The organism is Hwangdonia seohaensis (assembly GCF_031932625.1).
GTDB classification, from domain to species: Bacteria; Bacteroidota; Bacteroidia; order Flavobacteriales; family Flavobacteriaceae; genus Hwangdonia; species Hwangdonia seohaensis.
This window is the reverse complement of sequence record NZ_JAVSCK010000005.1, coordinates 42,468-65,151: the sequence shown is the minus strand read 5'-3', so window position 1 is coordinate 65,151 and position 22,684 is coordinate 42,468. Positions and strand designations below refer to the sequence as shown.

The following is a 22,684-nucleotide window of genomic DNA, read 5'->3' as shown; positions in this document are numbered from 1 at the left end:
GTGTTTTTTAGGTAGAATTATTTCATTATAAATTATAGAATTTAACAGCATTTAATCCAAATACTTTGGATTGCTCTTCTTTAGAAAAGTCTTTTACATAATTTTGAACGATATGCAATTGTTCTTGATATTGTGCAGCAAGTAAGCACACCGGCCAATCGGAACCATACAAAATCCTATCTATCCCAAAGGCATTAAACACCACATCTAAATAAGGGTTGAAATCTGAAATTTTCCAGTGTTTTAAATCGGCTTCGGTAACCATTCCTGAAACTTTACAAAACACATTTTGTGCTTTTGCCAATTCGGTCATTTTAGTTTTCCATTCCTCGATTTCACCTGATTTAATATAAGGCTTCGCTATGTGGTCTACAACAAATTTTTGATTGGGAAACTTATTCACTAAAGCTATAGCATCTTCTATTTGGGGCGGAAATATTAAAATATCATAAGTTAAATTGAATGGCGCCAATTTGCCAATGCCATTTTGAAAATCTTTACCCAACATAAAATCATTTGCTTCGGCTTGAACAATATGGCGCACACCTTTAAACAACGTGTTTTTTGAATAATGCGCCAATCGTTCCTCCACATTTTCGGTTCTTAAATCCAACCAACCCACAACGCCTTTAACGAATGTATTTTGAGTAGCACAATCTAACAAAAAATCTGTTTCGGTTTCGCTTTGATCGGCTTGAACCGCAATACAACCATCAATGTTGTTTTCGTTTAAAATAGGTTTTAAATCCTGTGGCAGAAAATCTCTGCGAATGATTTGCATCGAATCGTCAATCCAAGCATCCCGAACAGGGTCGAATTTCCAAAAGTGTTGATGTGCGTCTATTTTCATTAAATTACATTTTTATAAATTGATTCTAAATCCAGTTCATCTCCTTTTTCTTTTTGCATTTGAATTAAATCTTTAAAAAGCGATTTTATTTTAGTTGTATTCTCTGGTTTTGATGCGATATTCTCTAATTCCAGAGGGTCGTTTTCAAGATTATACAGCAACACTTGTTGTGATTTAGGATATAAAATTAATTTGTAGTTATTTTTTCTAATCATGCGCTGTGAACCTTTTTCGTAAACCCCATAAATACCATTATATTTACCTTGGGTTTGCTCGCCTTTAGCCAAATCTAAAAAACTATTAAACTCAATATATTCTGGTTTTTTAATTCCTGCAATATCTAAGGCCGTTGCCATAACATCCTGCAAATAAATATCGGTATCTATCTTTTTTCCTTTAGGAATATTGGGGCCGACTACCATTAAAGGCACCCTTATGCTATGGTCGTACATACTCTGTTTTCCCATAAGACCATGCTCCCCAACAGCTAGACCGTGATCGGAAGTAAAAAATATATATGTGTTTTCTTTTAGTCCTTTCTTTTTAAGAGTTTCCATAATATCTTTTATTTGGTCGTCTAAATGTGTGGTGATGGCATAATACTCTTGTCTGTTTACTTTTACGGCGTATTCGGTTCTTGGAAACGGCGCCAGTTTTTCGTCTCTTAAGTCTTTTCCAGCTCCTATAGTTTCTTTATGAGGGTATGTAGGCATATAACTTTGCGGCGTAGAAATACCAACTAACGGATACATATCTACGTACTTTTTTGGTGATTGCCGTGGGTCGTGTGGTGCATTAAAAGCAATGTACATAAAAAACGGATGCTCTTTTTTAGCGGCTTCATCTATAAAAGCTACGGCATCGTCTTTTACTAATTCGCTCCAGTGTTTTCCGTCTTTCCAATAGCCTCCAAACTCTTCTTTCCAGGGTTTCCATAAAGTATCGGTTGTACTTTGCGGGCGGTTGTAACCTTCGGGAGTATCAAATGGCATACCTCTAAGCACATGCCCAACATGGTTAAAAATAGAATCTGGTTTGGCGTTAACATGCCATTTTCCTGTCATATAAGTTTCATAACCTTGCGTTTGCATTAATCTGGGCCAAGTTTTATCTAAATCTTGATTTTTAGAATAATTATCTGAAACCTGTTGCGCTCTCCAAACAGAACGCCCACTAATAATCATAGCTCTGGAAGCCACACAAATTGCGCCATTCCAACCTCCCATATTATAGGCATGCGTAAATGTGGTGCCGGAAGTTACCAACCCATCCATAGCGGGTGTTATAATTTCTTGGTTTCCCAATGCGCGAACGGCTTTAAAACTCTGGTCGTCTGAAAACAAGAAAACGATGTTGGGTTTTTTAGTTGAACTAAGCCCTATCCGTTCTTGCTTCTCCTTGCAGCCAAAGAAAACCAGTAAAACCAATATTTTTAAAAGCGCCACTTGCCTAATCATCTTTTTAGATTTTATATGATCCCATTTATTCAATAACATACCAATTGTACCAATTAGGTTTTACTTCAACCTCTATTTCAATTTCGTATTCCCTGTCTAATTCGAAAGATTTTTGTGTTCCTTCCTGTTCCCTCACTACTGCTTCATTTGATAATCCAGTGTAATACAGCGGAACCTTAATTTTTTTACGAATCACATGATCGGTTGGATTGAACACCATTAAAAACCCCTTTTCTTTCAAATTTGGGTTTACGTGCATCATATAATCTATATCTCTTCCGTCAGCACGACGCAGATGAATAATATCACTTTCTAGTATATCCCTATATTTTTTGTACCACCCAACCACACGTTTCACCATGGCTTTAGTGGTTTCCGTATCATATAAACGAGGGCCTCGCAATGCCGATTGGATTCCCATACCAATGTTACTAACCAACATCATTTCATAATGATCTAAGTGCTCATTTAAAGGTTCTATGGTAGCGGCCGCACCTCCACCATGATATTGCGCTAAAGGAATAAAGCTCCAACGCATGGACGGAGTGCTTTCCCAAGTTCCATCAAAAATATTCTGGCGTGTATGAATTAATTGATGTCTACGCGGTAACGACCAATTATTTTCTCGATAACCAACCCCATTTTGATTAGATCCTGATAAATAATAGTAGTCTGGCACGCGTAAATAGATTCCTTGAGATTTACACCATTTGTAAAAATCTGTTAATCGTTTCCACTGTTTGTACTGCGAATCACCCAAATTGTCATGTCCGGGATGCTCGGTAGAAGCACAAACATCTCCGGGATAATTACCATCGTGGGTAAAAGTCATAAAACCGGTTTCTGAAAACATGCGATACATTTTACGGAAATAATCTTGCCCCCATTCACTTTCTAAACAAGGAGAATTTCCAAAGGTTGCAAAACCACCCGGTTTGCCTGTTTTTGGATTCACAACATCATCCATTGCGCTAATACTACGAGATGCCAATAACGAATAAGTCCCAATTTTAATACCTTTCCCGTGGGCATAATCGGCATACTTCTTCATTTTTGTGTAGTTCTCTTCACTTTCATCTTCGGGTTTAAATCCGCTACCAAATGAAAAGTTTACCATTTCGTAACCTACTTCGGCAGCTTGATCAATTCCATTGGTATAATCTTCCCATTTTGAACGGGTGATGTGAAACATCATAGGATTCTCTGTAATCCACGGCGCAACTGTGCGATACATTTTTCGCTGTGCCAATCCATTGCGCTCTTTGTCATACGAATCGTATGGAATCATAAAAGACCGAATAGACTCGAACGATTCTCCCGCAGCCACATTTACATGGTAGCCATTATCTGGATAAATTCGCATGGTATTAGGCACATCCTGAATCCATGATATTTGGGTAACGTAATCCTGATCTGTTCCCCAATGAACGGTTTGATGGTTTGCCACGTTTGCTGCCATGGCCGAAAATGCATAATCTGTTTCAAAATGAATATTGGGTTTCACTTTTAAATCTTCACGACCACGGTAACCACCATAAGGATTGTGGTCTGCTATCCCTAAATATTCTGAGATAATTTGATCTACTTTAACGGGTTGATTTGAGTTATTTTTTATTGAAATCCATTTTGACAATGCGGGAATACCATCGTACAACTCGTAGTTAACAGAAACCACAAGGTTTTGCAAATCACTTAATTTAGACTTTATTTTTTGAACTTCATTTTCATCAATTTTTCCATAAGCTGAAAACTCATTTATGGTTAAACGAACCAATTCTCCCGGAACATCATGATCTTCACCTGAAGCGTTTTTGCCCAATTTCCCTATCCTGACCGCTAAAGGTTCGGGAACTTCTTTTTCAAAATCTATAATCTGATAGGTTTTCCATTTTCCCGCTTTGGGCTTAGCCTCACAATAAACTTTTGTGCCTTCTATTCGTAAACGCAAAAACCATGTGCCATCAAAATCTACATTATCTTTACCTCCTGCTCTTGTGTTTTCCTTCTTTCCATCAAAAACCGTAAATCTCCAAGCGTCGGTATTCTTCGAGCCAGATTCATTTCCCGGACGCATGTTAAACTTGATGGTTTTATCGTTCCAAACCAATGCAATTCCAGGCCCCCAAAAACCACTCACATCGGTTCCGGCATCTATGGATGTTTCTACCAATCCCGTTCCTTTTGGAAGTTTATATTCTGCGAAAACAGCCGTATTATTTGGTGTATAGATTTCACCTGGTTTTCCTTCATTGAAAAACGAACTTCTTTCGTGATTTTTGCTCGTACGAATACTCCAATCACTTTCCATGGTTGAAAAATCGTCATGATAAATCGCTTTACGCCCTATATTGCTTTCTTGGGCCAATGCAATTAAGTCTTCCGGTAGCACATCAGTTAGCTGATAATTCATTTCCAGTTTAACACCTTTGGGCGGCCATGAAACATTTGGCGCTGTATGGCGTACTTGCTTCCAATCAAATCGTTTTTCAGGTGTTCCCATTTTAAAACCTGTGTATTTAAACGACAGTGGGTCTGCCTTTAAATCGCTTAACCAATCTGGGTACAGAAAAGCTAAATTAGGCTGCCCCGTTAGGCCGCCAACGTTTACCGTAAATCCATTTATTGACAAAATGGCTTCAGGTTTAACTGCTCTAATATGCTCTTCTTGTTTACTTAAAACTTTCAAGCTAGTTGTGCCTGCATTTGGAGTGATTCTGAAGGTTCTCGAAATAATTCCGTTAGACATCACGATAGATTTTTCATCTTCAGATTTCCATATATTGGCAATGAAATTTTGATTGTTGATTAGCCAATCTTCATTTGAAAAAACAGATTCATCATAGACTTGTAAATCACTCATGTTTTGAGCACCTAAGTTTGAGAGGCATACTATGGAAACAAACACAATAATACCAAGGTTTTTACAGTTTATCTTGATTGAATTTTTAATATTCATATTTTCATTTTAAAAACTGGAGAAAAAACACCTATGTGCAACATAATTGCTCAATAATCAACAATTATTTTTGTTAGCAAACTCCCATACGTCATCTGCAATATTCTATTGATACACTTTTACCCAATCTATAATCATTTGTACCGGTAAATCATCGGGATTTGCTTTACCTACCCATGACCCTTCCAATTGCTGATCGATTAACAAATAAAACGGCTGATCGTACGGCCATTGCGATTTATCGACGCCTGTTATTCTTGGGTAGGTAAATGTTTTTTTGCCGTTTAACGTAAAAACCAATTTATCGGGAAACCATTCCAAACCAAAAGTATTAAACGCTTCTTTGTCGAATTCTGTGGTTTTTGAATGAGGCGGATTACTGCTCTGCTTCAACTCTAAAGTGTAATACGAGTGCGTGGTTTGATAAATTATATCTTCAAAATTAAGATGCTCCATAATATCGATCTCGCCATTTCTGGGATATTTACCGTATTTATTTTCTTCGGCCAACATCCAAATTGCTGGCCACGCGCCTTGAGCACTTTCAAGTTTAGCGTGGATTTCAATTTTTCCATACTGAAAGGCAAACTTGCCTTTGGTGTAAATGCCACCGGTTAAATACGGTCGCGGATCGGAAACGGTATCGGTGTTAACAATGCCTTTTAAGTATATTTTCCCTTCGGAAAAATCGAAACATCGGGGATCGCTGGTCATGTAGTTTCCCCAATCGGCGTTGTTTTTCGGAATTTTAGTCCATTTTGTAGTGTCTAAGGTTGGTGCCTCAAAATCATCTTTCCAAACCAATTTCCAGTCTTTCGCATCAATCGCATCTTTTTGGATATACTTATAACCATCGGCAATTTTAAATGAAGCACTTTTGCAGCTCACAAAGATAATGGCGCAAAAGATGAACGTGTATTTTGACATGTTTTTTATTTCAAATAAATTAACCTTGATACGCTTTTGCCACTTGTCTTGAAGTTCCCAAACCGTCAATACCCAATTCCATAACATCACCCGGTTTTAAATATCTTGGCGGATCAAAGCCTAAGCCAACGCCAAAAGGTGTGCCGGTTGAAATTATATCTCCGGGCAGCAAGGTCATGTATTGACTGATGTACGACACGACTTCTTGTACATTAAAAATAAAATCTGAGGTTGAGGAGTCCTGCAAACGTTCGCCATTTACAATCAACCATAAGTTTAAATTATTAGGATTTGGAATTTCATCTTTTGTGGCTATAAAGGGCCCGAGCGGAGCAAAAGTATCGCAGCCTTTTCCTTTACACCATTGGCCTTCTTTTTCAATTTGAAAAGCCCTTTCCGAGACATCGTTATGCAATACATAGCCAGCAATATGGTCAAACGCATCGGCCTCCTCAATATACGACGCCTTTTTGCCAATAACAATGGCTAGCTCGACTTCCCAATCGGTTTTTTCGGAATTTTTAGGAATGATAACATCATCATTTGGCCCACAAAGTGCGGTAGTGGATTTAAAAAACAAGACCGGTTCTTTTGGGACTTTCATTCCAGCTTCGGCGGCGTGTTTTGCATAATTTAAACCAACGCAAACTAATTTTGACGGTCGAGTTAATGGCACTCCCAAACGCTCAGCGTTACTTACTTTAGGGCAACTTGCTTGGTTTGTTTTTAACCAATTTCCCAAACGTTTTAAGCCATCGCCTCCAAAAAAATCTTCGTTGTAATCTTGTCCAAAACCAGATACGTCTATTCTGGTACCATCTGCTAATTGCACACCTGGTTTTTCATGTCCTTCTGTTCCAAATCGTATTAATTTCATTTTGTTGTCTTTATGATTATTTTAAGGTAAATATTCTAAGAGTTTAGCGCAAAAATAAAGCGACTGCTTTTCAAGTAGCAATATACTTAATTTAAAGCAAAAACGGCTTGAGTTTTCACCCAAACCGTCAATGTTTTTTAAGATTTAATTGCTGATTGTTTTAATTTTTAAAAATTGTTTTTCCGTCTTTAGTTAAGTTGTACTTGTTGCTTTTTCCCCTTAATTCGTAGTTATCGTTTTTAAACCAAATTCCAGACGCTGCTTTTTCAGCAAGCAATTCTATTTGCTCACCGCCATTTAAATAAGCTTCAACGGTACCCTTTGAGTTGTTGAAGGTCATGTTCAGCACATCGCCTTTTTCGTTTTTTACCTCTAAATCCACTATATCATCGGCATATTTATAAATTACTTTCCCATCTTTTTTGAGTTCAATATCGTTGCCCTTTCCCCTTAATTCGTAGCGATCGTTTTTATACCAAATGCCAGATGCTGCTTTTTCTGCAAGCAATTCAATGGCTTCTCCGTTTATATTAACAGTTGCCGTTCCTTTGGTGTTATTAAACTCCAATTCCAATTTTTCACCGTCTTTGTTGGTCGACGTCGTTACTACAATATCGTCATTAATATGTTCAACGGTTTCTGTTATTGTCGAATCTGTATTTTCTTGTTTGGGTTTTTCTTTGCAAGACATTAAAATGAATGCTGCGAATAGTGTGGTTGTCAAAATTTTTTTTATCATTTTTAGTTTGATTTTAATTATAAATAGTGTGTGTTTTATTGTTTTATTTGGCCCCGGAATGACCACAATAGGCTAATCAAAAACGTTGCCAAACAAGATGAAAAATTAATAAAAAAAGCTAATAACAAAAAAGGTTTGAGTGTGTACCCAAACCTTTTAATGCTACGTTTAAAATTGGTATTTTTATTTTAGATTTTTTATCTGAACAATTACCAATTAACGGTATGTTTTCAACTTAAGATTGCTTAATGAATTGCACATCAACCACCAATTTCACCTTGTCTGAAACTACAATGCTTCCGGCTTCTGTTACGGCACTCCAAGTTAAATTAAAATCTTTTCTGTTAAGTTGTCCGGAAATTTCAAAACCTGCCTTTGTTTGTCCATAAGGGTCTACCGCTATTCCGTTAAAATCGGCATCTAACACAACTTCTTTGGTGACATCTCTTATGGTTAAATCACCAATTAATTTTTCGCCATCAAATGATTTTGAAACAAATTTAAGTTCAGGATATTTTTCGGCATTGAAAAAATCATCGGATTTTAAATGGGTATCTCTATCCTTGTTCTTGGTATTTATAGACGCCGTTTCTGCGCTAAATTGAAAATCAGCATTTACAAAATTATCACCATCTGTTTTTGCAGTTGCCTGAAAATCTTCGAAATGACCTGTTACCGTTGAAATCATCATATGCTTTACCTTAAAAGCAATTTCTGAATGTGCGTTGTCGATTGACCAATTTGTGTTGTTACTCATTTTTATATGTTTTAATTGTTAATAATTATTGTTTTATCTTCTTAAAGATACATTGAAAATTCTGTTTAAAGTAGGTTTGCATTATTACTTACGTCTTTATGCTTTCTGCGCCCTGCTATTAAATAATCCAAAGAATATTTTCCTGCACCCAAAACCGCAATTGTGGTATAAATGGCAGCATACATTAGTGGCAGTTCCTGCCTACCAAATCCATCGGTGCTGTGCACAATAAGTGCAGCTACCAACATGGTAATGAATAGTGGAATCGCTGCCAATCGCGTGCCCAATCCTATAATTATTAGGATGGAGCAAAACACTTCAGAAAATACGGTTAGCGCTAAAGAAGCTGTTGCCCCTACTCCAAGCGGATCTGCAAACTGAATGGGACCATCGCCAAACAATCTTTCTAATTTGCCAATACCGTGCGTTAGCATAAAAATACCTGCTACCAAACGGAGTATTAAAAGCACTAAGTTTATGTTGTTTGTATAAGTGCCTGGATTGAAAATGTTTTTTGTTATTTGATTCATTGATTTAATTGTTTATTTATACTTGTTTTAAAATGTTTGTTTAATGTCCATTGCAGGGTTATTGCAATCTCCTTTTATAGACATTTTTGTTTTTACGTTTTTTTGATATTTGATTATCTGTGAAATAAATGCATGTTATTACACAGACATTGGCACTTCCATTAAAAGCACACGTGCATTTTCGGTAGCTTTAACGGTAATACTGTTTGTGTCCCAAATACCCATACCATCTCTTTTAGATAGTTTTTCGCCATCAATTTCCACTTCGCCTTCAAGGATAAAAGCATACACTCCGTTGCCTTCTTTTTTAATTTTATATTCGTCTGAATTTCCTTTTTCAAATTTCCCTATATGAAACCAAGCATCTTGATTTATCCATACGCCTTGATCATCTTTATTGGGCGACAGTACTTGGTAGAATTTATTTTCTTCTGAAATTTCCCGTATTGAAATCTGATCGTAACGCGGTGTTAAATCCTTCTCTTTTGGAAACACCCAAATCTGAAGAAACTTCACTTCTTTATCTTTATTTTTGTTGTATTCGGAATGCGTAATACCAGTTCCTGCGCTTAAAACCTGCACATCACCTTCTTTAATAACGGCCACATTTCCCATACTGTCCTTATGCTCTAAATCGCCTTCCAAAGGAATTGAAATGATTTCCATATTTTGGTGCGGATGTGTTCCGAATCCCATTCCTGCCTGTACGATATCGTCATTCAAAACGCGAAGAACTCCAAAGTTCATTCGGTCTGGGTTGTGATAATTAGCGAAACTAAAAGTATGGTGTGAGTTTAACCAACCGTGATTTGCTACGCCTCTTGTTGCTGCTTTGTGAATTACTGTATTCATAGTTTTTATGTTTTTATTAGGTAAATGATTAAATCCTACTTGTTGCATCAATGTATCGTAAGTCGATGTTTTTGGTTTGCTGTTTTCCGCTTTAAATATTTGCGGCGCAACGGTACCAACAACACCTGTTAATAATGCGTTTTTTATAAATTTTTTACGATTCATATGGTTTGCTTTAAAAGTATGGTGCAAATATATAACCGATTAGTACCCTGTGGAATATGAAAAAAGGGACTAAGCTTATGAAAATCCGATATTTAACTTCAAACTAGGATTTAATCTCGTTTTGTTTGAAGCTTGAAGGCGATAATTGGGTGTGTTTTTTAAAAAAAGCACTAAAATTAGCAGGTTCGTTAAAGCCCAATTCATAGGCAATTTCTTTGTTCGATAAATCGGAAAAATACAGTAACCTTTTCGCTTCGGTTACTATTCTAGCTTGAATGTAGTCTTTTGCGGTTTTACCTATTCTGGCTTTAACCGTTCGGTTTAAATGGTCTGGGCTAATATGAAGCGCATTGGCATAAAACGTCGTAGAATGCTCTTTTTTATAATGACTTTCAACACCTTTTTTAAACGCTCTAATCAGGTTGTCTCCAGTAGTATCAACATCGGATTCGATGGGATTTATGGAACACACATTATTACACTCAATAAGCAACAGCTTTAAAAACGCCCCGATGGATAGAAGCTTCATGTTAACATCACTGTTGAAGAGATTGTATATCTGATTTGCAAAATCCCCTATAGTTTTAAATTGGGCTGCATTTGGGATTAATGGCGGACTTTGTCCATAATTCTGAAAAAGGTTTAAACTATCAATAAACGATAAACGGATAGAATTTTCAACCAAAAACTGATTGGAAAAAACCATGGAGAACCCAAAAGATTTTTCGTTTTCCAATACTTGGTGTACTTGCCCAGGAGCCACAAAAAAAATTTGTTTATCCGATAACTCATAGGTGTTAAAATCTATTTTGTGTTGCCCCCTTGCTTTATTGATAATTAAAACCGTATAGTAATTGTGTCGGTGCGGTTCGTCAACTTTTCCATGTCGTTTTGTATAAATATCTTCCATTTTAGAGATTCCAAAACTCAGGCTCTCCTGTTCGACATTTACTTTTTGATATGTTTTGACAGTGCTCATTTTTAACTATTCTTCACTTATAAAATTACATGATACGCTTTTTTAATTTCGTTTTCCGGTGCCTTTGTATTTGCCCAATAATATAACAAATAGCACCGGCTTAAACATTATTGATTATTCGAAAAAATCCAATTCTGCAATGGCCGCTGTTTTTTTGCCACCTGCAATTACTTGTGATTCAATTCTTATGTATCGTGTGGTTATTGCGGATTGAAATTGGTGCGTACGCATTACGGGATCGTTGATTAAATTTCCGAATTCAAAACTTTCAAAAGCTTTCCAAGTTTTACCATCATTACTCACCTTGATAACGCCTTTTTCAATCATGCCATTTCCATTTTCCTTTTGAGGTGTGTAAGCAAAAGCTTTTAAAGTATAAGCTTGTCCTAAATCCAACTCTAAAAAATGAGGACTTCCTTTTTCGCCAGACCTCCAATACGTATTTGGATTTTCGTCAATAGCCAATTCGCTTTTATGGTCAGAAGACCAACTATCTACTTTTATAATTTTCCAATCACTTTTAAGAATTCCTAATTTTTTAGATACCACACTTCCTTTTTGATCTTTTGAAAATGCCACTGCTTTAATGTCACCGGAGGTTGCCAAGAAAGATCCGTTAAATAACTTTGAGTCTTTTGTTGGTTCGCTACCATCGGTGGTATACCTAATTTCTAGTTCTGTATTTAAATTTCCAGCACTGTCTTCGCCATGAGGTTTCCAACCAAAATCGTGTTTTTTAGGCTGTATTGAAACTTGGCCGTCGATAGTTCGTGTGATGCTCAATTGCGGCGGACGCGTTTTGTAATAGTATGCTGTAATATTTGAAATGGCTGGATTTAAACGCGATTCCAAAACACGAATTCTAAATTTATTCGATGTGGTTTCCGGGAAACGCAAAATGCGTTTGTACCCAATATTGGTTGCTGAAACCAGCTCTTTCCACGTGTTATCAATCCATGCATCAACCGCATGCTCTTCAACACGTTCGCTATGTGTTGCAATGGCTTCCTGAATAACAAGCCTATTAATCGTTACAGGCTTTTTGGTTTCAATAATGATTTCTTTTATATCAGAATTTAACAATTCAAAAGTATTAACATCATCATCTAAAACATTTTTAAGCCCTGAAGCATCAGCAAATAAATTAGTCGAGTAAGTTTCGTTTATGCGTTGCCCAACTTCATTTAAAACACGAACATCTTCCGGCGAAAACTTGCCCTCTCTATTTGGTGGAATGTTCAACAAGAATGTTGTATTGCCTCCAACTGAACGTTCGTACATATCAAAAACATCATCAACGCTACGCACTTTTTGCGAAGTATCATCTCTGTAAAACCAGCCTTCGCGAATGGAAGTATTGGTTTCTGCCTGTTGGTAGTGCAAATATTTAGCGTCGTACAATTTTTCCCTGCTTCCAATATCTTCGCCAGTGATATCCGCAAAACTATTCATTTCAAGCGGATTGCTTTGATACGGAATTACATTCCATTCGGTATCCCTAGTGGCTCCCGCTTCGTTACCACACCAACGTATGTCCTGTTTGCCAAATACCACGGCCTCAGGTGCCAATGCCGAAATCAATTCTTTCCAAGCTAAATAATTATATTTTTGTCCGCCTTTGCGTTTGGGGTGTGCGCCATCAAACCACACTTCGTGAATGGGACCGTATTCGGTCAACAATTCGAATAATTGATTTAAAAAATACTCGTTATAATCATCAACATTAAACGTAAAAGTAGTTTTGTTTTTAAACGGTCTGCCGTCAACGCGTCTCGGAATAACACGGTCTGAATATGTACTTAAATTACCGTACAAACCATCTTTATTTTCAATTTGAAATAAATCTGCTGGCGATAAATACACGCCTAATTTCAATCCGTATTTTTCGCAAGAAGCCGATAATTCCTTTAATATATCGCCTTTTCCATCTTGAAAACCAGTGGACATAATACCGTGTTCGGTGTAACGGCTTTGCCAAAGCACAAACCCATCGTGATGCTTAACGGTAAGAATCACCATTTCCATATTGGCGGCTTTCATGGCTTTGCACCATTGGTCGGTATCCAAATTTTTAAGGTCGAAAATTTTAGGGTCTTCAAAACCACTGCCCCATTCCATTCGGGTAAACGTGTTGGGACCAAAATGAATAAAAGCAATAAACTCGTTTTTTAGCGCCTCGTACTGGTTTTTTGTGGGCACCACATGAGCGGCTTTAACAATGATGGAATCTTTGGTATCATCAGCATCTATTTTAATAGTTGAACTGGTTGGCATTAATAGCCCATTGCCATTGCTGTTAGAGCATGAAACAATTAACAAAGCTAAGGTGAAATACGATAAAATGGTTTTCATATTTATTTTATAAACTATTTAGTGATTTTAATAACATACGCATATTCGTCGGTTGTTTTGAACAAATTGGGCTTGTATTCAGGCAAGGTAATTACAAAATCGTTACCTACCTGCTTACCTTTTAAATTTTGTTGTGTTGCCAACAATGTGATTTTTGCATCATTTGAAGCTTTGAAATCCCTTATGGTTATTTCGGGTTTCCATTGTGGTATTATGGTGAAATAAGCCTCGTTGTTTTGTGTAAAAAACAACTCTTTAACGGCAAAGTCCGGTTCTGGGTCTATGGTTTGTTTTAATATCACATCGCCCCCTAAATAATGCTGTTTTGGTTTATAGTTTTTCTCGCCCATTAAAGACCATTGAAAGGAGTTGTTCCATAATCTTGTACCATAAATGGCTTCTCCATTTGTGTTTAACCAACCGCCAATTTGCAATAGCCGTTCTTGCATAATTACCGGAATATTGCCACGTGCGTCTGGACCAATGTCCAACAATAAATTGCCGCCCGTACTTACAATATTAACCAAGGTCAGTACCAACGCTTTGGGCGAATTATAGTCTTGTGCATCCTCATTTTGATTGTATCCAAATGAAAACCCCATACCACGACATTCTTCCCACGGACGTTTGAATTCCGGGGCTTCAGTTTCGTATTCGGTTGTAAAATAACCGCCGTGGTGCTTTCTAACGCCTTTTCCCCATCTGTCGTTTATTACAATATGATCTTTGGCAGCCGACTCGTTGAATAACCAAGCTAAAAATTCTTTCGATTTCCATTTTTCAGCCTCCATATCCCATTCGCCATCAGCCCATAAAATATCTGGTGAATATTTGGTAACCAAGTCTTTTATTTGAGGTAAAAAATGTTCGTCTACAAAACGCTTTTTATCACTTTGCCACAATGGATGATACCATTCGTAAAGCGAATAATATAAGCCCATTTTAATATTGGTTTTCTTAACAGCCGTGGTTAACTCACCCACCAAATCGCGTTTAGAGCCTACTTCCATACTATTCCAAGCAAAACCTCTGTCGTTGGCTTCTTTATTGGGCCATAAGGTATAACCATCATGGTGTTTAGACGTTAATACAATATATTTTGCGCCCGCTTTCTCGAAAAGTTGCACCCATTCATCAGGTTCGAATAAATCTGCTTTAAACATTTCCCCGAAATTGTAATAAGGAAAATCTTTACCGTAAGTTTTCTTATGAAACTGAACTACCTCATCACCCTTAAATTTTCCATTGCCAAAAAGCGATTTGCTCTGTAACCAATATTGATACCATTCGGAGTAAGTCCCTTTTGGCGACCACGCAGGCACCGAATATGGTCCCCAATGAATAAAAATTCCAAACTTGGCATCTTGAAACCAATCTGGAATGGGGCGTGCATCCAATGATTCCCAAGTTGGTTGATAAGTGGTTTGTGCCGTTAGCAAGCCATTAAAAATGAGAAGAGATACTACAAATATTTTTACCTTCAAGTTATTCATATTTTAATTTTTATCAATCGCAAAAGTCCATGCATCATGCGATGGCATTTCTGAATACTTTATCGATTTTGTATCAATATGCATCTTTCCGTTGCTATATTTCCAAGTTAGGTTTTTGTCTAAGCCTAACAATTTAACCGTAGCCTTGTCACCCGGATTCAGAATACTTAAAATCAGTTCGTTTTCTGGCCATTCAAAACTAATGGCATAAATTTTACCGTGGTTTTGCGTGTAACACAGGTAGGTTTTTAATGATGAATAACTGCCAGTTATGCCATGTGCCAATTTTTCTTTATCTAAAAACAACGCTGAAGTTGGAACCAATTGCTTCGCTTCGTTTTTTGTATTCCAGAATAAAGAGATTGAAGCATTTTGCTTTTTCTCTCTGTATTTTATTTGAATAGGGTACAATTCGCCCGCTTTTAATTTTATTTGTCCGGTTGATGACACGCTGGTATTGGCGCCCATAACTTCGGATTGCGATCCTTTTGCCGTATAGTTTTGATTGATAACCAATGTGTTGTTTATAAAAACTGCTGCTTCATCATCGGCTTTAACTTCAAAAGTATAAATATCGGTTTTTGGCGCTTCAATGTAACCGTTCCATTCTACTGTAAAATCATCTTCTTTGATGCCTTTCATTGGTGAATTTCTAACCCAATTAAAATCTATTTGATCATCAATTCGGTCAATCGTGATTTCTTTTTCTTCTTCTTTTATAGAAAAAGGTTCTGCGCCATAAATGGCATCGCCATTAATTTTTAACCAGTTGCCCAATTGAATTAAACGTTCTTGCTGAATAAGCGGAATTTGGCCATCGGCTTTTGGTCCCACGTTTAAAATCATGCCGCCACCATTGGCAACCGTTTGCACAAAGCGATGAATGAGGTCTTGCGAGGTGCCATAAGCCTCTAATTTTTCATTTCTATTCAACCCGAAAGAGCGCCCCAAACCACGCACTTCTGCCCAAGGTCTATCGGTTACTTTTATGCCCGAACTGTATTCTGGTGTTAAATAACCCACATCCAAGCCGTGGCCCCAGCGGTTGTTTACGATGGCCTCGTCGCCCACTAAATTGTAATACCAATCTATCAATTCTGCCGAGTGCCATTGTTTTGCCGTATTGTACCATTCGCCATCGGCAAAAAGTATAGATGGTTTATATGTGGAAACCAATTCTTTAAACTGCGGAATCATATATTCTTCAACATATCGACCAATGCTATCGTGCGGGTCGGTGTACCAACGGTGCAAGGGGTGGTTCCATTCCGCAAGCGAATAATACAGCCCCATTTTAAGTCCGGCCTCTCTAACAGATTTTGTTAAGTCACCAACCAAATCGCGTTTTGGTCCCACATCGACACTGTTCCAGTTTCTGTTGTACTTACTTGGCCAAAGTGCATAACCATCGTGATGCTTTGAAACAAACATGACATACTTTGCTCCGGCGTTTTTAAATAATGTTGCCCATTCGTCCGGATTAAATAATTCCGCTTTAAACAATGGCGCAAAATCTTTGTATGTAAAATGCTCGCCGTAGGTGTTTTTTACAAATTCCATACGCTCGGGACTTTCGGTTTGCATACCGCGTAAAAACCATTCGGCATACGATTCCTTGCTTCCGTAAGATGGTACCGAGTAAAGTCCCCAGTGAATAAATATACCCAATTTGGCATCTTTAAACCATTGTGGATATGGACGTTCGGTAATATTCTTAATATACTCTGCTTCTGTTTTCTGTTGTGCAAAAGTTGATGCTGTCAATAAAAAACAAGCACAAACCAATAACATTCTATTTTTAATCATTACCCATTTAATTTTATAAAACCACCATCTATAGGAAAATCTGTTCCTGTAATAAACGAGGCTTCGTTTGAACATAAATATAAGGCTAAATTTGCGATTTCTTCAGGTTTTCCCATTCTGCCAATAGGCTGGGTTTTAGATAATGCGTCAAACATTTCGGCTTCTTTTCCCGGATAATTCGTTTTAATAAAACCATCAACAAAAGGCGTATGTACCCGTGCAGGCGAAATACAATTACAGCGAATGTTATCGTTTACATAATCTTTGGCAACTGAATACGTCATGGTTAAGGCGGCTCCTTTAGACATGGAATACGCAAAGCGATCGGAAATTCCAACCGACGATGCAATGGATGCCATATTGATAATTACGCCACCGCCTTGGGCTTTCATTTTTGGGATGGTGGCATAAATGCAGTTGTAAACGCCTTTTACGTTAACGCTGTAAACACGGTCTAAATCTGATTCTTCGGTCTGTTCAACATTTCCAACATGGGCAATGCCTGCGTTATTGACCAATATATCGATATTATTATTTTTGGCAATAGCACCAATAATTTCCTGCACTTGCTTGTGATTGGAAACATCGCATGCGTAAAAATTTGCTTTCCCGCCGGCATTTTTAATTTCTTCAATCGTTTGCTCGCCACTTTCTTTATTAAATTCCAAAATATGGATATGTGCACCCTGTTGTGCAAATGTTGTGGAAATAGCTTTACCAATACCACTTGCGCCACCGGTTATTATAGCCGATTTTCCTTTTAAACTAAACTTTGACATTATTTATTTCCTTTTTATTTTAATGTAATTTCTATAATGGTATCAACAGCTTCCTTATTGTTTTCAGGAAGATGAATTGTTAATTGTTCTTGTTTTAATACATATTTTATTTTGCTTTTGTCTTTAAATAATACGACTTTTTTAATCCGTGCTTTAAAATTATCGATTTTAATCGTATCAACGTCATTATCTAAAACATGTAAATAGAGTGTTTTGCCTTTTTGTGTGGACACATAATTTTCGGTAGATGCAATAATACCACCACGAGTACCGTAAATGGTTTCGCCGTTTTCTTTTAACCAAGTACCAACGGCCCGTAACCGTTCTATGTGTTCTTCTTGAATTTTCCCGTTAGGCATCGGGCCAACATTCAATAAAAAATTAGCATTGTTCCCTGCCGCTTTAACCACATATTTAATTAAATCTTCTACAGATTTATGTTTTCCATCTTGCAAGCTGAAACCCCAAGAATGGTTAATGGTTTCACAGGTTTCTAAAGGTAGTTTTCCTATTTCCGCACCACCAAAACCTGTGGTGTTTTTTCCCGGCAAATCTTTTTCGAACATTTGAAAATCTTCTCCGGGAAATGGCAATTCGTGATGGTTATTACCAATTAGCAAAGCCGAATTTACATCGTGAATCATCTTATAAGTCTCCTCCAACTTCCACTCTGTGCCTTCTATCCTATATTTTACGGCTTTATGCCAGTCTTTTTTATCCGGCGCTTGATCCCACCACCCATCAAACCAAAACCCTGCAATATCATAGTTTTCGGCAAGTTCTTTAATTTGTGCGTTCTGATATTTTAAGTAATTATCCCAATTTCCAGACTCTGGTCGGTCAACGTTTCTGCCCGTCCATCCTCTTGGGTAATAATCTGGATGATGCCAATCGAGTTGCGAATAATAGGCGTATAATTTTACGCCCTGTTTTTTACACTCTTGCTCAAGTGCCCTAAAAATATCTTTACCATAAGGCGTTGCCTTTACAATATTATAATCGGATATTTTGGAATCGTACATCGCAAAACCATCGTGGTGTTTTGTGGTAATGGTAATGTATTTCATACCTGCATCTTTGGCGAGCTGTACGATGGCTTCGGCGCTAAAATCCTGAGGATTGAAAAACGTGGGCAATAATTCGTAACGGCTTACCGGTATATTTTGGTAGTGCATGACCCATTCGGCATCGCCTAAAATACTGTAAACGCCCCAATGAATAAACATCCCAAACTTATCGTCTTGAAATGCTTTTCTGGCTTCCAAATTTTCTTTTGAAGGCACATAATGGTCTTGGGAAAACATGAAATGAACACAGAACAGTAATATGACACAAACAAATAATTTTAACGTATTCTTCATTTGAACCTAGGTTTTATAAGGATTTATAGCGATACACCTCTTTTCCACGGAATAAAATCATCTTGACCTAATTTTGTGGCGCAAGTTAGATGTCTTCCGCTAGCCACTTCAATAATTAAATCGATGAGTTCTTCTGAAAGCTCTTCTTGACTGGCTTGTTCAGAAATTAACCGGCCCGCATCAAAATCTATAATATCTTTCATTTTTGCAGGCAACATCGAATTGGATGAAATTTTGATAACCGGACAAATGGCATTGCCCGTTGGTGTGCCCAAGCCTGTAGAAAACAAAATAATATTGGCGCCAAAACCTGCTAAACCTGTTGTAGATTCTACATCGTTTCCTGGCGTACACAATAAATTCAAACCTTGTTTTGTAGCATATTCGCCATAATCAATTACATCTGCAATTGGGCTTCGTCCGCCCTTTGTGGCTGCCCCAGCAGATTTTATGGCATCGGTAATTAAACCATCTCGAACATTGCCCGGAGACGGATTCATATCGAAACCCGAGCCCACTTTTTCAGCTTGGTCGTTATAGCTTTCCATAATATGGATAAACTTATTGGCTATTTCTTCGGTTGGACATCTATCGATTAAATCTTGCTCCACGCCGCACAATTCTGGAAATTCCGATAGAATGCTTCTTCCGCCAATAGCATTGATTTTATCCGATACTACGCCCATTAGCGGGTTTGCTGTAATGCCGGAAAACCCATCGGACCCGCCGCATTCCAATCCTATACTTAACTTGCTTAAAGGCGCTGGCTGCCTTTCAATTTTATTTACTTCTTCCAATGCTTTATAGGTGTCTTTTATGGCCTTTGAAAGCATGTCGTTTTGGGTGGCATATTGTTGTTGCTCAAAATACAGCACGGGCTTATCGGTTTTAAAACGTTCTTTCAAGGCCTCTTCCAACATGCTTATTTGTGCATGCTGACACCCTAAACTCATTACCGTTGCGCCTGCTACATTTGGGTTTTTAATGTAACCCGCCAATAAATTCACTAAGGCTTGTGCATCGTCTTTTGTGCCTCCGCAACCGCCTTCGTGGGTTAAAAATTTTATGCCATCAATATTTTTAAAAACTTTTTGCGACAGCTTTTCTTCTTCATAAGAAGCGTCGTCACCGCCGTGAACCAAACTCCTTAATTTTAGTCGGTACGGATTTTCTTTTTTAAAGCCCAACTCTGCTTCAAACGCTTCTTTTAACACCTTTAAATTTCGATTTTGGCAGAATACCATGGGTATAAATATCCAATGATTTGCCGTACCAACTTGCCCGTCATTTCTATGATAGCCTAAAAATGTTTTTTCAGATAATCCATCAATCGAAGGTTTTTCATATTGATAATCAAAGTTTCTAAATTTATAGGGCGCCGCACTATGTTTTAAATTTTCGGTGGTAATTAAAGCCCCTTTTTTTATGGAAGTTGTGGCTTTTCCAACGGGCACACCATACATGGTTACCTCATCGCCTTTATTTAGAGCATGTAAAGTAAATTTATGTTTTACGGGTATATCTTCAACAAGACTGACTTGTTTTCCTTTTATTGATAATACTTCGCCTTTATTAATATTGGATAAGGCTACCGCAACATTATCTGAAGGAGATATGATTAAATTATTTTTCAAAGCTTATAATTAAAGTATTCGTTTCTTTGTTTTGCTAATAAATAGAATGTATTAACATTTAGTGCATAAACAAAAATAAACATCTTGTATGCATCAAACTAGCATTTAAAACACCTTAACCAATACTTTTTTTGCAAGGAAACAGCCTTTAAACCTTTTAAATGATATTATTCTTCATAAGTTAAATAGGCAGATACCAACCAATGGTTTAATTTGTCGCCATCTACAGGTGTTGCCGGTATTTTTATTTTAAGCTGATGTTCACCTTTTTCTAAATCACCCAATGGAACAACCATAGGTTTTACCGATGATCCAGGGCACCAATTTGAGCGCGATAAATCGGATGATGCAATGCGTTCTTCAATCACTTTAATGGCCCGTTTTTGGGTTTTATACTCGTAGTATGCCGCCGAATCTTTTTTAATCCATACGCCAGCGGTTGGGTTGAATCTTCTAAACGATGCGCAATCATCTCGCCACGGAATGGTATCCAAAACTAATGCATTATCAAAATAAACACTGTTTTTAATTTTGATGAATTCGTCGCCACCACTATGTCCGCCATGGCCTGTCGTGATGTAATGCAACTTTACATTTTTTGCATTTTTATTCATATTGAAATTATGAATTAAAGGTTCTTTAGCAAAAATGTCCGGAATAGGCTGCCCATTTACATAAGGTATCGAATTTACCAATGGCAACACTTTAAGTGTTTTTCTCTCTCGGTTGGAATAGGATAATTGCAAGTCGAAATTATAACCTTCAGCCGTCCAAGAATCTATCCAAATACCGATGTAAAAGGTGTTGGAAACCAAATCTTTTAACTGCGAAATATCATGCTCCCAAACCACTTCCTTTTCCCAACTTGGGATATACACCGGTCGGCGGTATTTTACTCTATTATCGCTATAAAAACCAACGCCAAAAGGTGTCATAAACCGCATGAGTTCCACAACCGGCTGGTAAGTTTCCCCTGAAACGATACCCGCGTGATTTTCGGCTTTATAAGAATCTTGAGGAAACTCTTTATCACCTTTTGAAACATCTAAAATTGAAATAAGTTTGGGGTCTGCAACCACAAAACAAGACCCCGATTTATCCCAACGGTCGCCATTGGAGCGAACCGTTAGCTTTATACTTACATCGGTCCCGTTGGGGAAATTTGGTACGGTTACTTTTTTATAAACTATACGTCCGCTTTGCAGCATGTGCGCTTCGGTATCAGTACCTTTTTCACCTCCAAAATTTAAGGGTTGTTTGTTAAATACCTGAACAACGGTGTTATTATCTTGTGCAAACATACTGATGCAAAACACTAAAAAGCAAGCTTTTATAATACTTTTAAATTCCATTTTTTTATTAATTATTTTGAGAGGTTATAAATTTTAAATTAATGATAACGGGTAAATGATCGGACGGATATTTACAATCTTTTGAGTCGCTTAACACCGCATATTTTAATACTTTAATATTTTGTTTACTTGTAAAAATATAATCGATTCTATCTGAAACCGGTTTGTTAAACTTAAACCCATTAAAGGTTCCCGTTGGCCCAAAAGGTTTTGATATACTTACTTTTTCAGAATCATTTAAAGCCTTTGAAAGCAATTTTATAGGTTCTTCTTCAGGTTTTAAATTAAAATCCCCCATAACGATTACTGGCAAATTATCGGGATTCAGAGCTTTTGTTTTTTCAAGAATCAACGCCGCACTTTTTGCTCTTGCCAATTTTCCAATGTGGTCAAAATGTGTATTAAACACAAAAAACTGTTGCTTTGTTGCTTTGTCTTCAAACCAGCCGTACGTGCAAATGCGCTCCATGGATGCATCCCAACCAACCGAAACTTTATTGGGCGTTTCCGATAACCAAAATGTCCCTTCTTTTAAAATACTGAATTTTTCTTTATTATAAAAAATGGCGCTGTACTCACCTTTTGTTTTGCCGTCATCACGTCCAATTCCAATATAAGCATTATCAACAAAAAGACTGTCTAAAAACTGCACTTGATGATGCAAACCTTCTTGTATTCCGAAAACATCCGGATTATTGTACGCGATTTGATTACTTAAAAAATCCTTTCTTAATGACCATTTATTTTCGCCACCATTGGGGTCGTCGTACTTTATATTGTACGTCATTATTTTATAGGATTGCGCTATGGCTGTCTGA

The 22,684-nt window shown here is 37.3% G+C and carries 18 protein-coding genes; all 18 read right to left on the bottom strand.

Annotated elements, in window-relative coordinates; translation table 11 throughout:
• Nucleotides 1-25: 25 nt before the first annotated feature.
• The 18 genes from RNZ47_RS14925 to RNZ47_RS14840 all read right to left on the bottom strand — a co-directional run bounded on the left by RNZ47_RS14925 (nt 26) and on the right by RNZ47_RS14840 (nt 22,653).
• Entirely contained in the window at nt 26-850 is an 825-nt protein-coding gene (locus RNZ47_RS14925) for an amidohydrolase family protein (protein WP_311942101.1), read from the bottom strand.
• A complete protein-coding gene (locus RNZ47_RS14920) occupies nt 850-2,307 on the bottom strand; it encodes a sulfatase family protein (protein WP_311942100.1) in 1,458 nt (485 codons plus the stop codon). Before RNZ47_RS14920 ends, RNZ47_RS14925 begins: the two co-directional genes overlap by 1 nt.
• Nucleotides 2,308-2,332: 25 nt before the next feature.
• The gene (locus RNZ47_RS14915; RefSeq protein WP_311942098.1) at nt 2,333-5,263 is read right to left on the bottom strand and encodes a hypothetical protein; all 2,931 of its coding nucleotides are present in this window, start codon (nt 5,261-5,263) and stop codon (nt 2,333-2,335) included.
• A gap of 105 nt (nt 5,264-5,368) precedes the next feature.
• Entirely contained in the window at nt 5,369-6,190 is an 822-nt protein-coding gene (locus tag RNZ47_RS14910; RefSeq protein ID WP_311942096.1) for a glycoside hydrolase family 16 protein, read from the bottom strand.
• 19 nt (nt 6,191-6,209) lie between these two features.
• Complete coding sequence (locus RNZ47_RS14905) at nt 6,210-7,067, bottom strand: fumarylacetoacetate hydrolase family protein (protein ID WP_311942093.1); 858 nt, start codon at nt 7,065-7,067, stop codon at nt 6,210-6,212.
• 160 nt (nt 7,068-7,227) lie between these two features.
• On the bottom strand, nt 7,228-7,806 hold the full coding sequence (locus RNZ47_RS14900) for an MliC family protein (protein ID WP_311942090.1): 579 nt from the start codon (nt 7,804-7,806) through the stop codon (nt 7,228-7,230).
• Between the two features lie 235 nt (nt 7,807-8,041).
• Nucleotides 8,042-8,563, bottom strand: coding sequence for a YceI family protein (locus tag RNZ47_RS14895; protein WP_311942088.1), 522 nt, complete (start codon nt 8,561-8,563; stop codon nt 8,042-8,044).
• A 65-nt stretch (nt 8,564-8,628) separates the two neighbouring features.
• The gene (locus tag RNZ47_RS14890) at nt 8,629-9,093 is read right to left on the bottom strand and encodes a DoxX family protein (RefSeq protein ID WP_311942085.1); all 465 of its coding nucleotides are present in this window, start codon (nt 9,091-9,093) and stop codon (nt 8,629-8,631) included.
• 138 nt (nt 9,094-9,231) lie between these two features.
• Complete coding sequence (locus RNZ47_RS14885; RefSeq protein WP_311942966.1) at nt 9,232-9,945, bottom strand: pirin family protein; 714 nt, start codon at nt 9,943-9,945, stop codon at nt 9,232-9,234.
• A gap of 268 nt (nt 9,946-10,213) precedes the next feature.
• On the bottom strand, nt 10,214-11,089 hold the full coding sequence (locus RNZ47_RS14880; RefSeq protein WP_311942082.1) for a helix-turn-helix domain-containing protein: 876 nt from the start codon (nt 11,087-11,089) through the stop codon (nt 10,214-10,216).
• A gap of 114 nt (nt 11,090-11,203) precedes the next feature.
• Nucleotides 11,204-13,441: an alpha-L-fucosidase gene (locus RNZ47_RS14875; protein ID WP_311942079.1), complete on the bottom strand. Its 2,238-nt coding sequence runs from the start codon at nt 13,439-13,441 to the stop codon at nt 11,204-11,206.
• A gap of 14 nt (nt 13,442-13,455) precedes the next feature.
• Nucleotides 13,456-14,934, bottom strand: a complete 1,479-nt coding sequence (locus RNZ47_RS14870; protein WP_311942075.1) for an alpha-L-fucosidase — start codon at nt 14,932-14,934, stop codon at nt 13,456-13,458.
• A gap of 3 nt (nt 14,935-14,937) precedes the next feature.
• Entirely contained in the window at nt 14,938-16,740 is a 1,803-nt protein-coding gene (locus RNZ47_RS14865; RefSeq protein WP_311942072.1) for an alpha-L-fucosidase, read from the bottom strand.
• Nucleotides 16,740-17,519, bottom strand: a complete 780-nt coding sequence (locus RNZ47_RS14860; RefSeq protein WP_311942069.1) for an SDR family NAD(P)-dependent oxidoreductase — start codon at nt 17,517-17,519, stop codon at nt 16,740-16,742. The genes RNZ47_RS14865 and RNZ47_RS14860 overlap by 1 nt, the downstream gene beginning before the upstream one ends.
• Before the next feature lie 14 nt (nt 17,520-17,533).
• Nucleotides 17,534-18,880, bottom strand: coding sequence for an alpha-L-fucosidase (locus RNZ47_RS14855; protein WP_311942066.1), 1,347 nt, complete (start codon nt 18,878-18,880; stop codon nt 17,534-17,536).
• A gap of 23 nt (nt 18,881-18,903) precedes the next feature.
• Nucleotides 18,904-20,514, bottom strand: coding sequence for a UxaA family hydrolase (locus RNZ47_RS14850; protein ID WP_311942063.1), 1,611 nt, complete (start codon nt 20,512-20,514; stop codon nt 18,904-18,906).
• A gap of 167 nt (nt 20,515-20,681) precedes the next feature.
• Entirely contained in the window at nt 20,682-21,866 is a 1,185-nt protein-coding gene (locus RNZ47_RS14845; protein WP_311942060.1) for a PNGase F N-terminal domain-containing protein, read from the bottom strand.
• Nucleotides 21,867-21,873: 7 nt separating this feature from the next.
• Nucleotides 21,874-22,653 carry an endonuclease/exonuclease/phosphatase family protein gene (locus RNZ47_RS14840; protein ID WP_311942057.1) on the bottom strand — a complete coding sequence of 260 codons (780 nt, stop codon included), beginning with the start codon at nt 22,651-22,653 and terminating at the stop codon, nt 21,874-21,876.
• Nucleotides 22,654-22,684 lie beyond the last annotated feature (31 nt).

Coding starts and splice junctions, on each gene's coding strand:
- RNZ47_RS14925 (WP_311942101.1), bottom strand. CDS start 850: ATGAAAATAGACGCACATCAACACTTTTGGAAATTCGACCCTGTTCGG.
- RNZ47_RS14920 (WP_311942100.1), bottom strand. CDS start 2,307: ATGATTAGGCAAGTGGCGCTTTTAAAAATATTGGTTTTACTGGTTTTC.
- RNZ47_RS14915 (WP_311942098.1), bottom strand. CDS start 5,263: ATGAATATTAAAAATTCAATCAAGATAAACTGTAAAAACCTTGGTATT.
- RNZ47_RS14910 (WP_311942096.1), bottom strand. CDS start 6,190: ATGTCAAAATACACGTTCATCTTTTGCGCCATTATCTTTGTGAGCTGC.
- RNZ47_RS14905 (WP_311942093.1), bottom strand. CDS start 7,067: ATGAAATTAATACGATTTGGAACAGAAGGACATGAAAAACCAGGTGTG.
- RNZ47_RS14900 (WP_311942090.1), bottom strand. CDS start 7,806: ATGATAAAAAAAATTTTGACAACCACACTATTCGCAGCATTCATTTTA.
- RNZ47_RS14895 (WP_311942088.1), bottom strand. CDS start 8,563: ATGAGTAACAACACAAATTGGTCAATCGACAACGCACATTCAGAAATT.
- RNZ47_RS14890 (WP_311942085.1), bottom strand. CDS start 9,093: ATGAATCAAATAACAAAAAACATTTTCAATCCAGGCACTTATACAAAC.
- RNZ47_RS14885 (WP_311942966.1), bottom strand. CDS start 9,945: ATGAATACAGTAATTCACAAAGCAGCAACAAGAGGCGTAGCAAATCAC.
- RNZ47_RS14880 (WP_311942082.1), bottom strand. CDS start 11,089: ATGAGCACTGTCAAAACATATCAAAAAGTAAATGTCGAACAGGAGAGC.
- RNZ47_RS14875 (WP_311942079.1), bottom strand. CDS start 13,441: ATGAAAACCATTTTATCGTATTTCACCTTAGCTTTGTTAATTGTTTCA.
- RNZ47_RS14870 (WP_311942075.1), bottom strand. CDS start 14,934: ATGAATAACTTGAAGGTAAAAATATTTGTAGTATCTCTTCTCATTTTT.
- RNZ47_RS14865 (WP_311942072.1), bottom strand. CDS start 16,740: ATGATTAAAAATAGAATGTTATTGGTTTGTGCTTGTTTTTTATTGACA.
- RNZ47_RS14860 (WP_311942069.1), bottom strand. CDS start 17,519: ATGTCAAAGTTTAGTTTAAAAGGAAAATCGGCTATAATAACCGGTGGC.
- RNZ47_RS14855 (WP_311942066.1), bottom strand. CDS start 18,880: ATGAAGAATACGTTAAAATTATTTGTTTGTGTCATATTACTGTTCTGT.
- RNZ47_RS14845 (WP_311942060.1), bottom strand. CDS start 21,866: ATGGAATTTAAAAGTATTATAAAAGCTTGCTTTTTAGTGTTTTGCATC.
- RNZ47_RS14840 (WP_311942057.1), bottom strand. CDS start 22,653: ATGACGTACAATATAAAGTACGACGACCCCAATGGTGGCGAAAATAAA.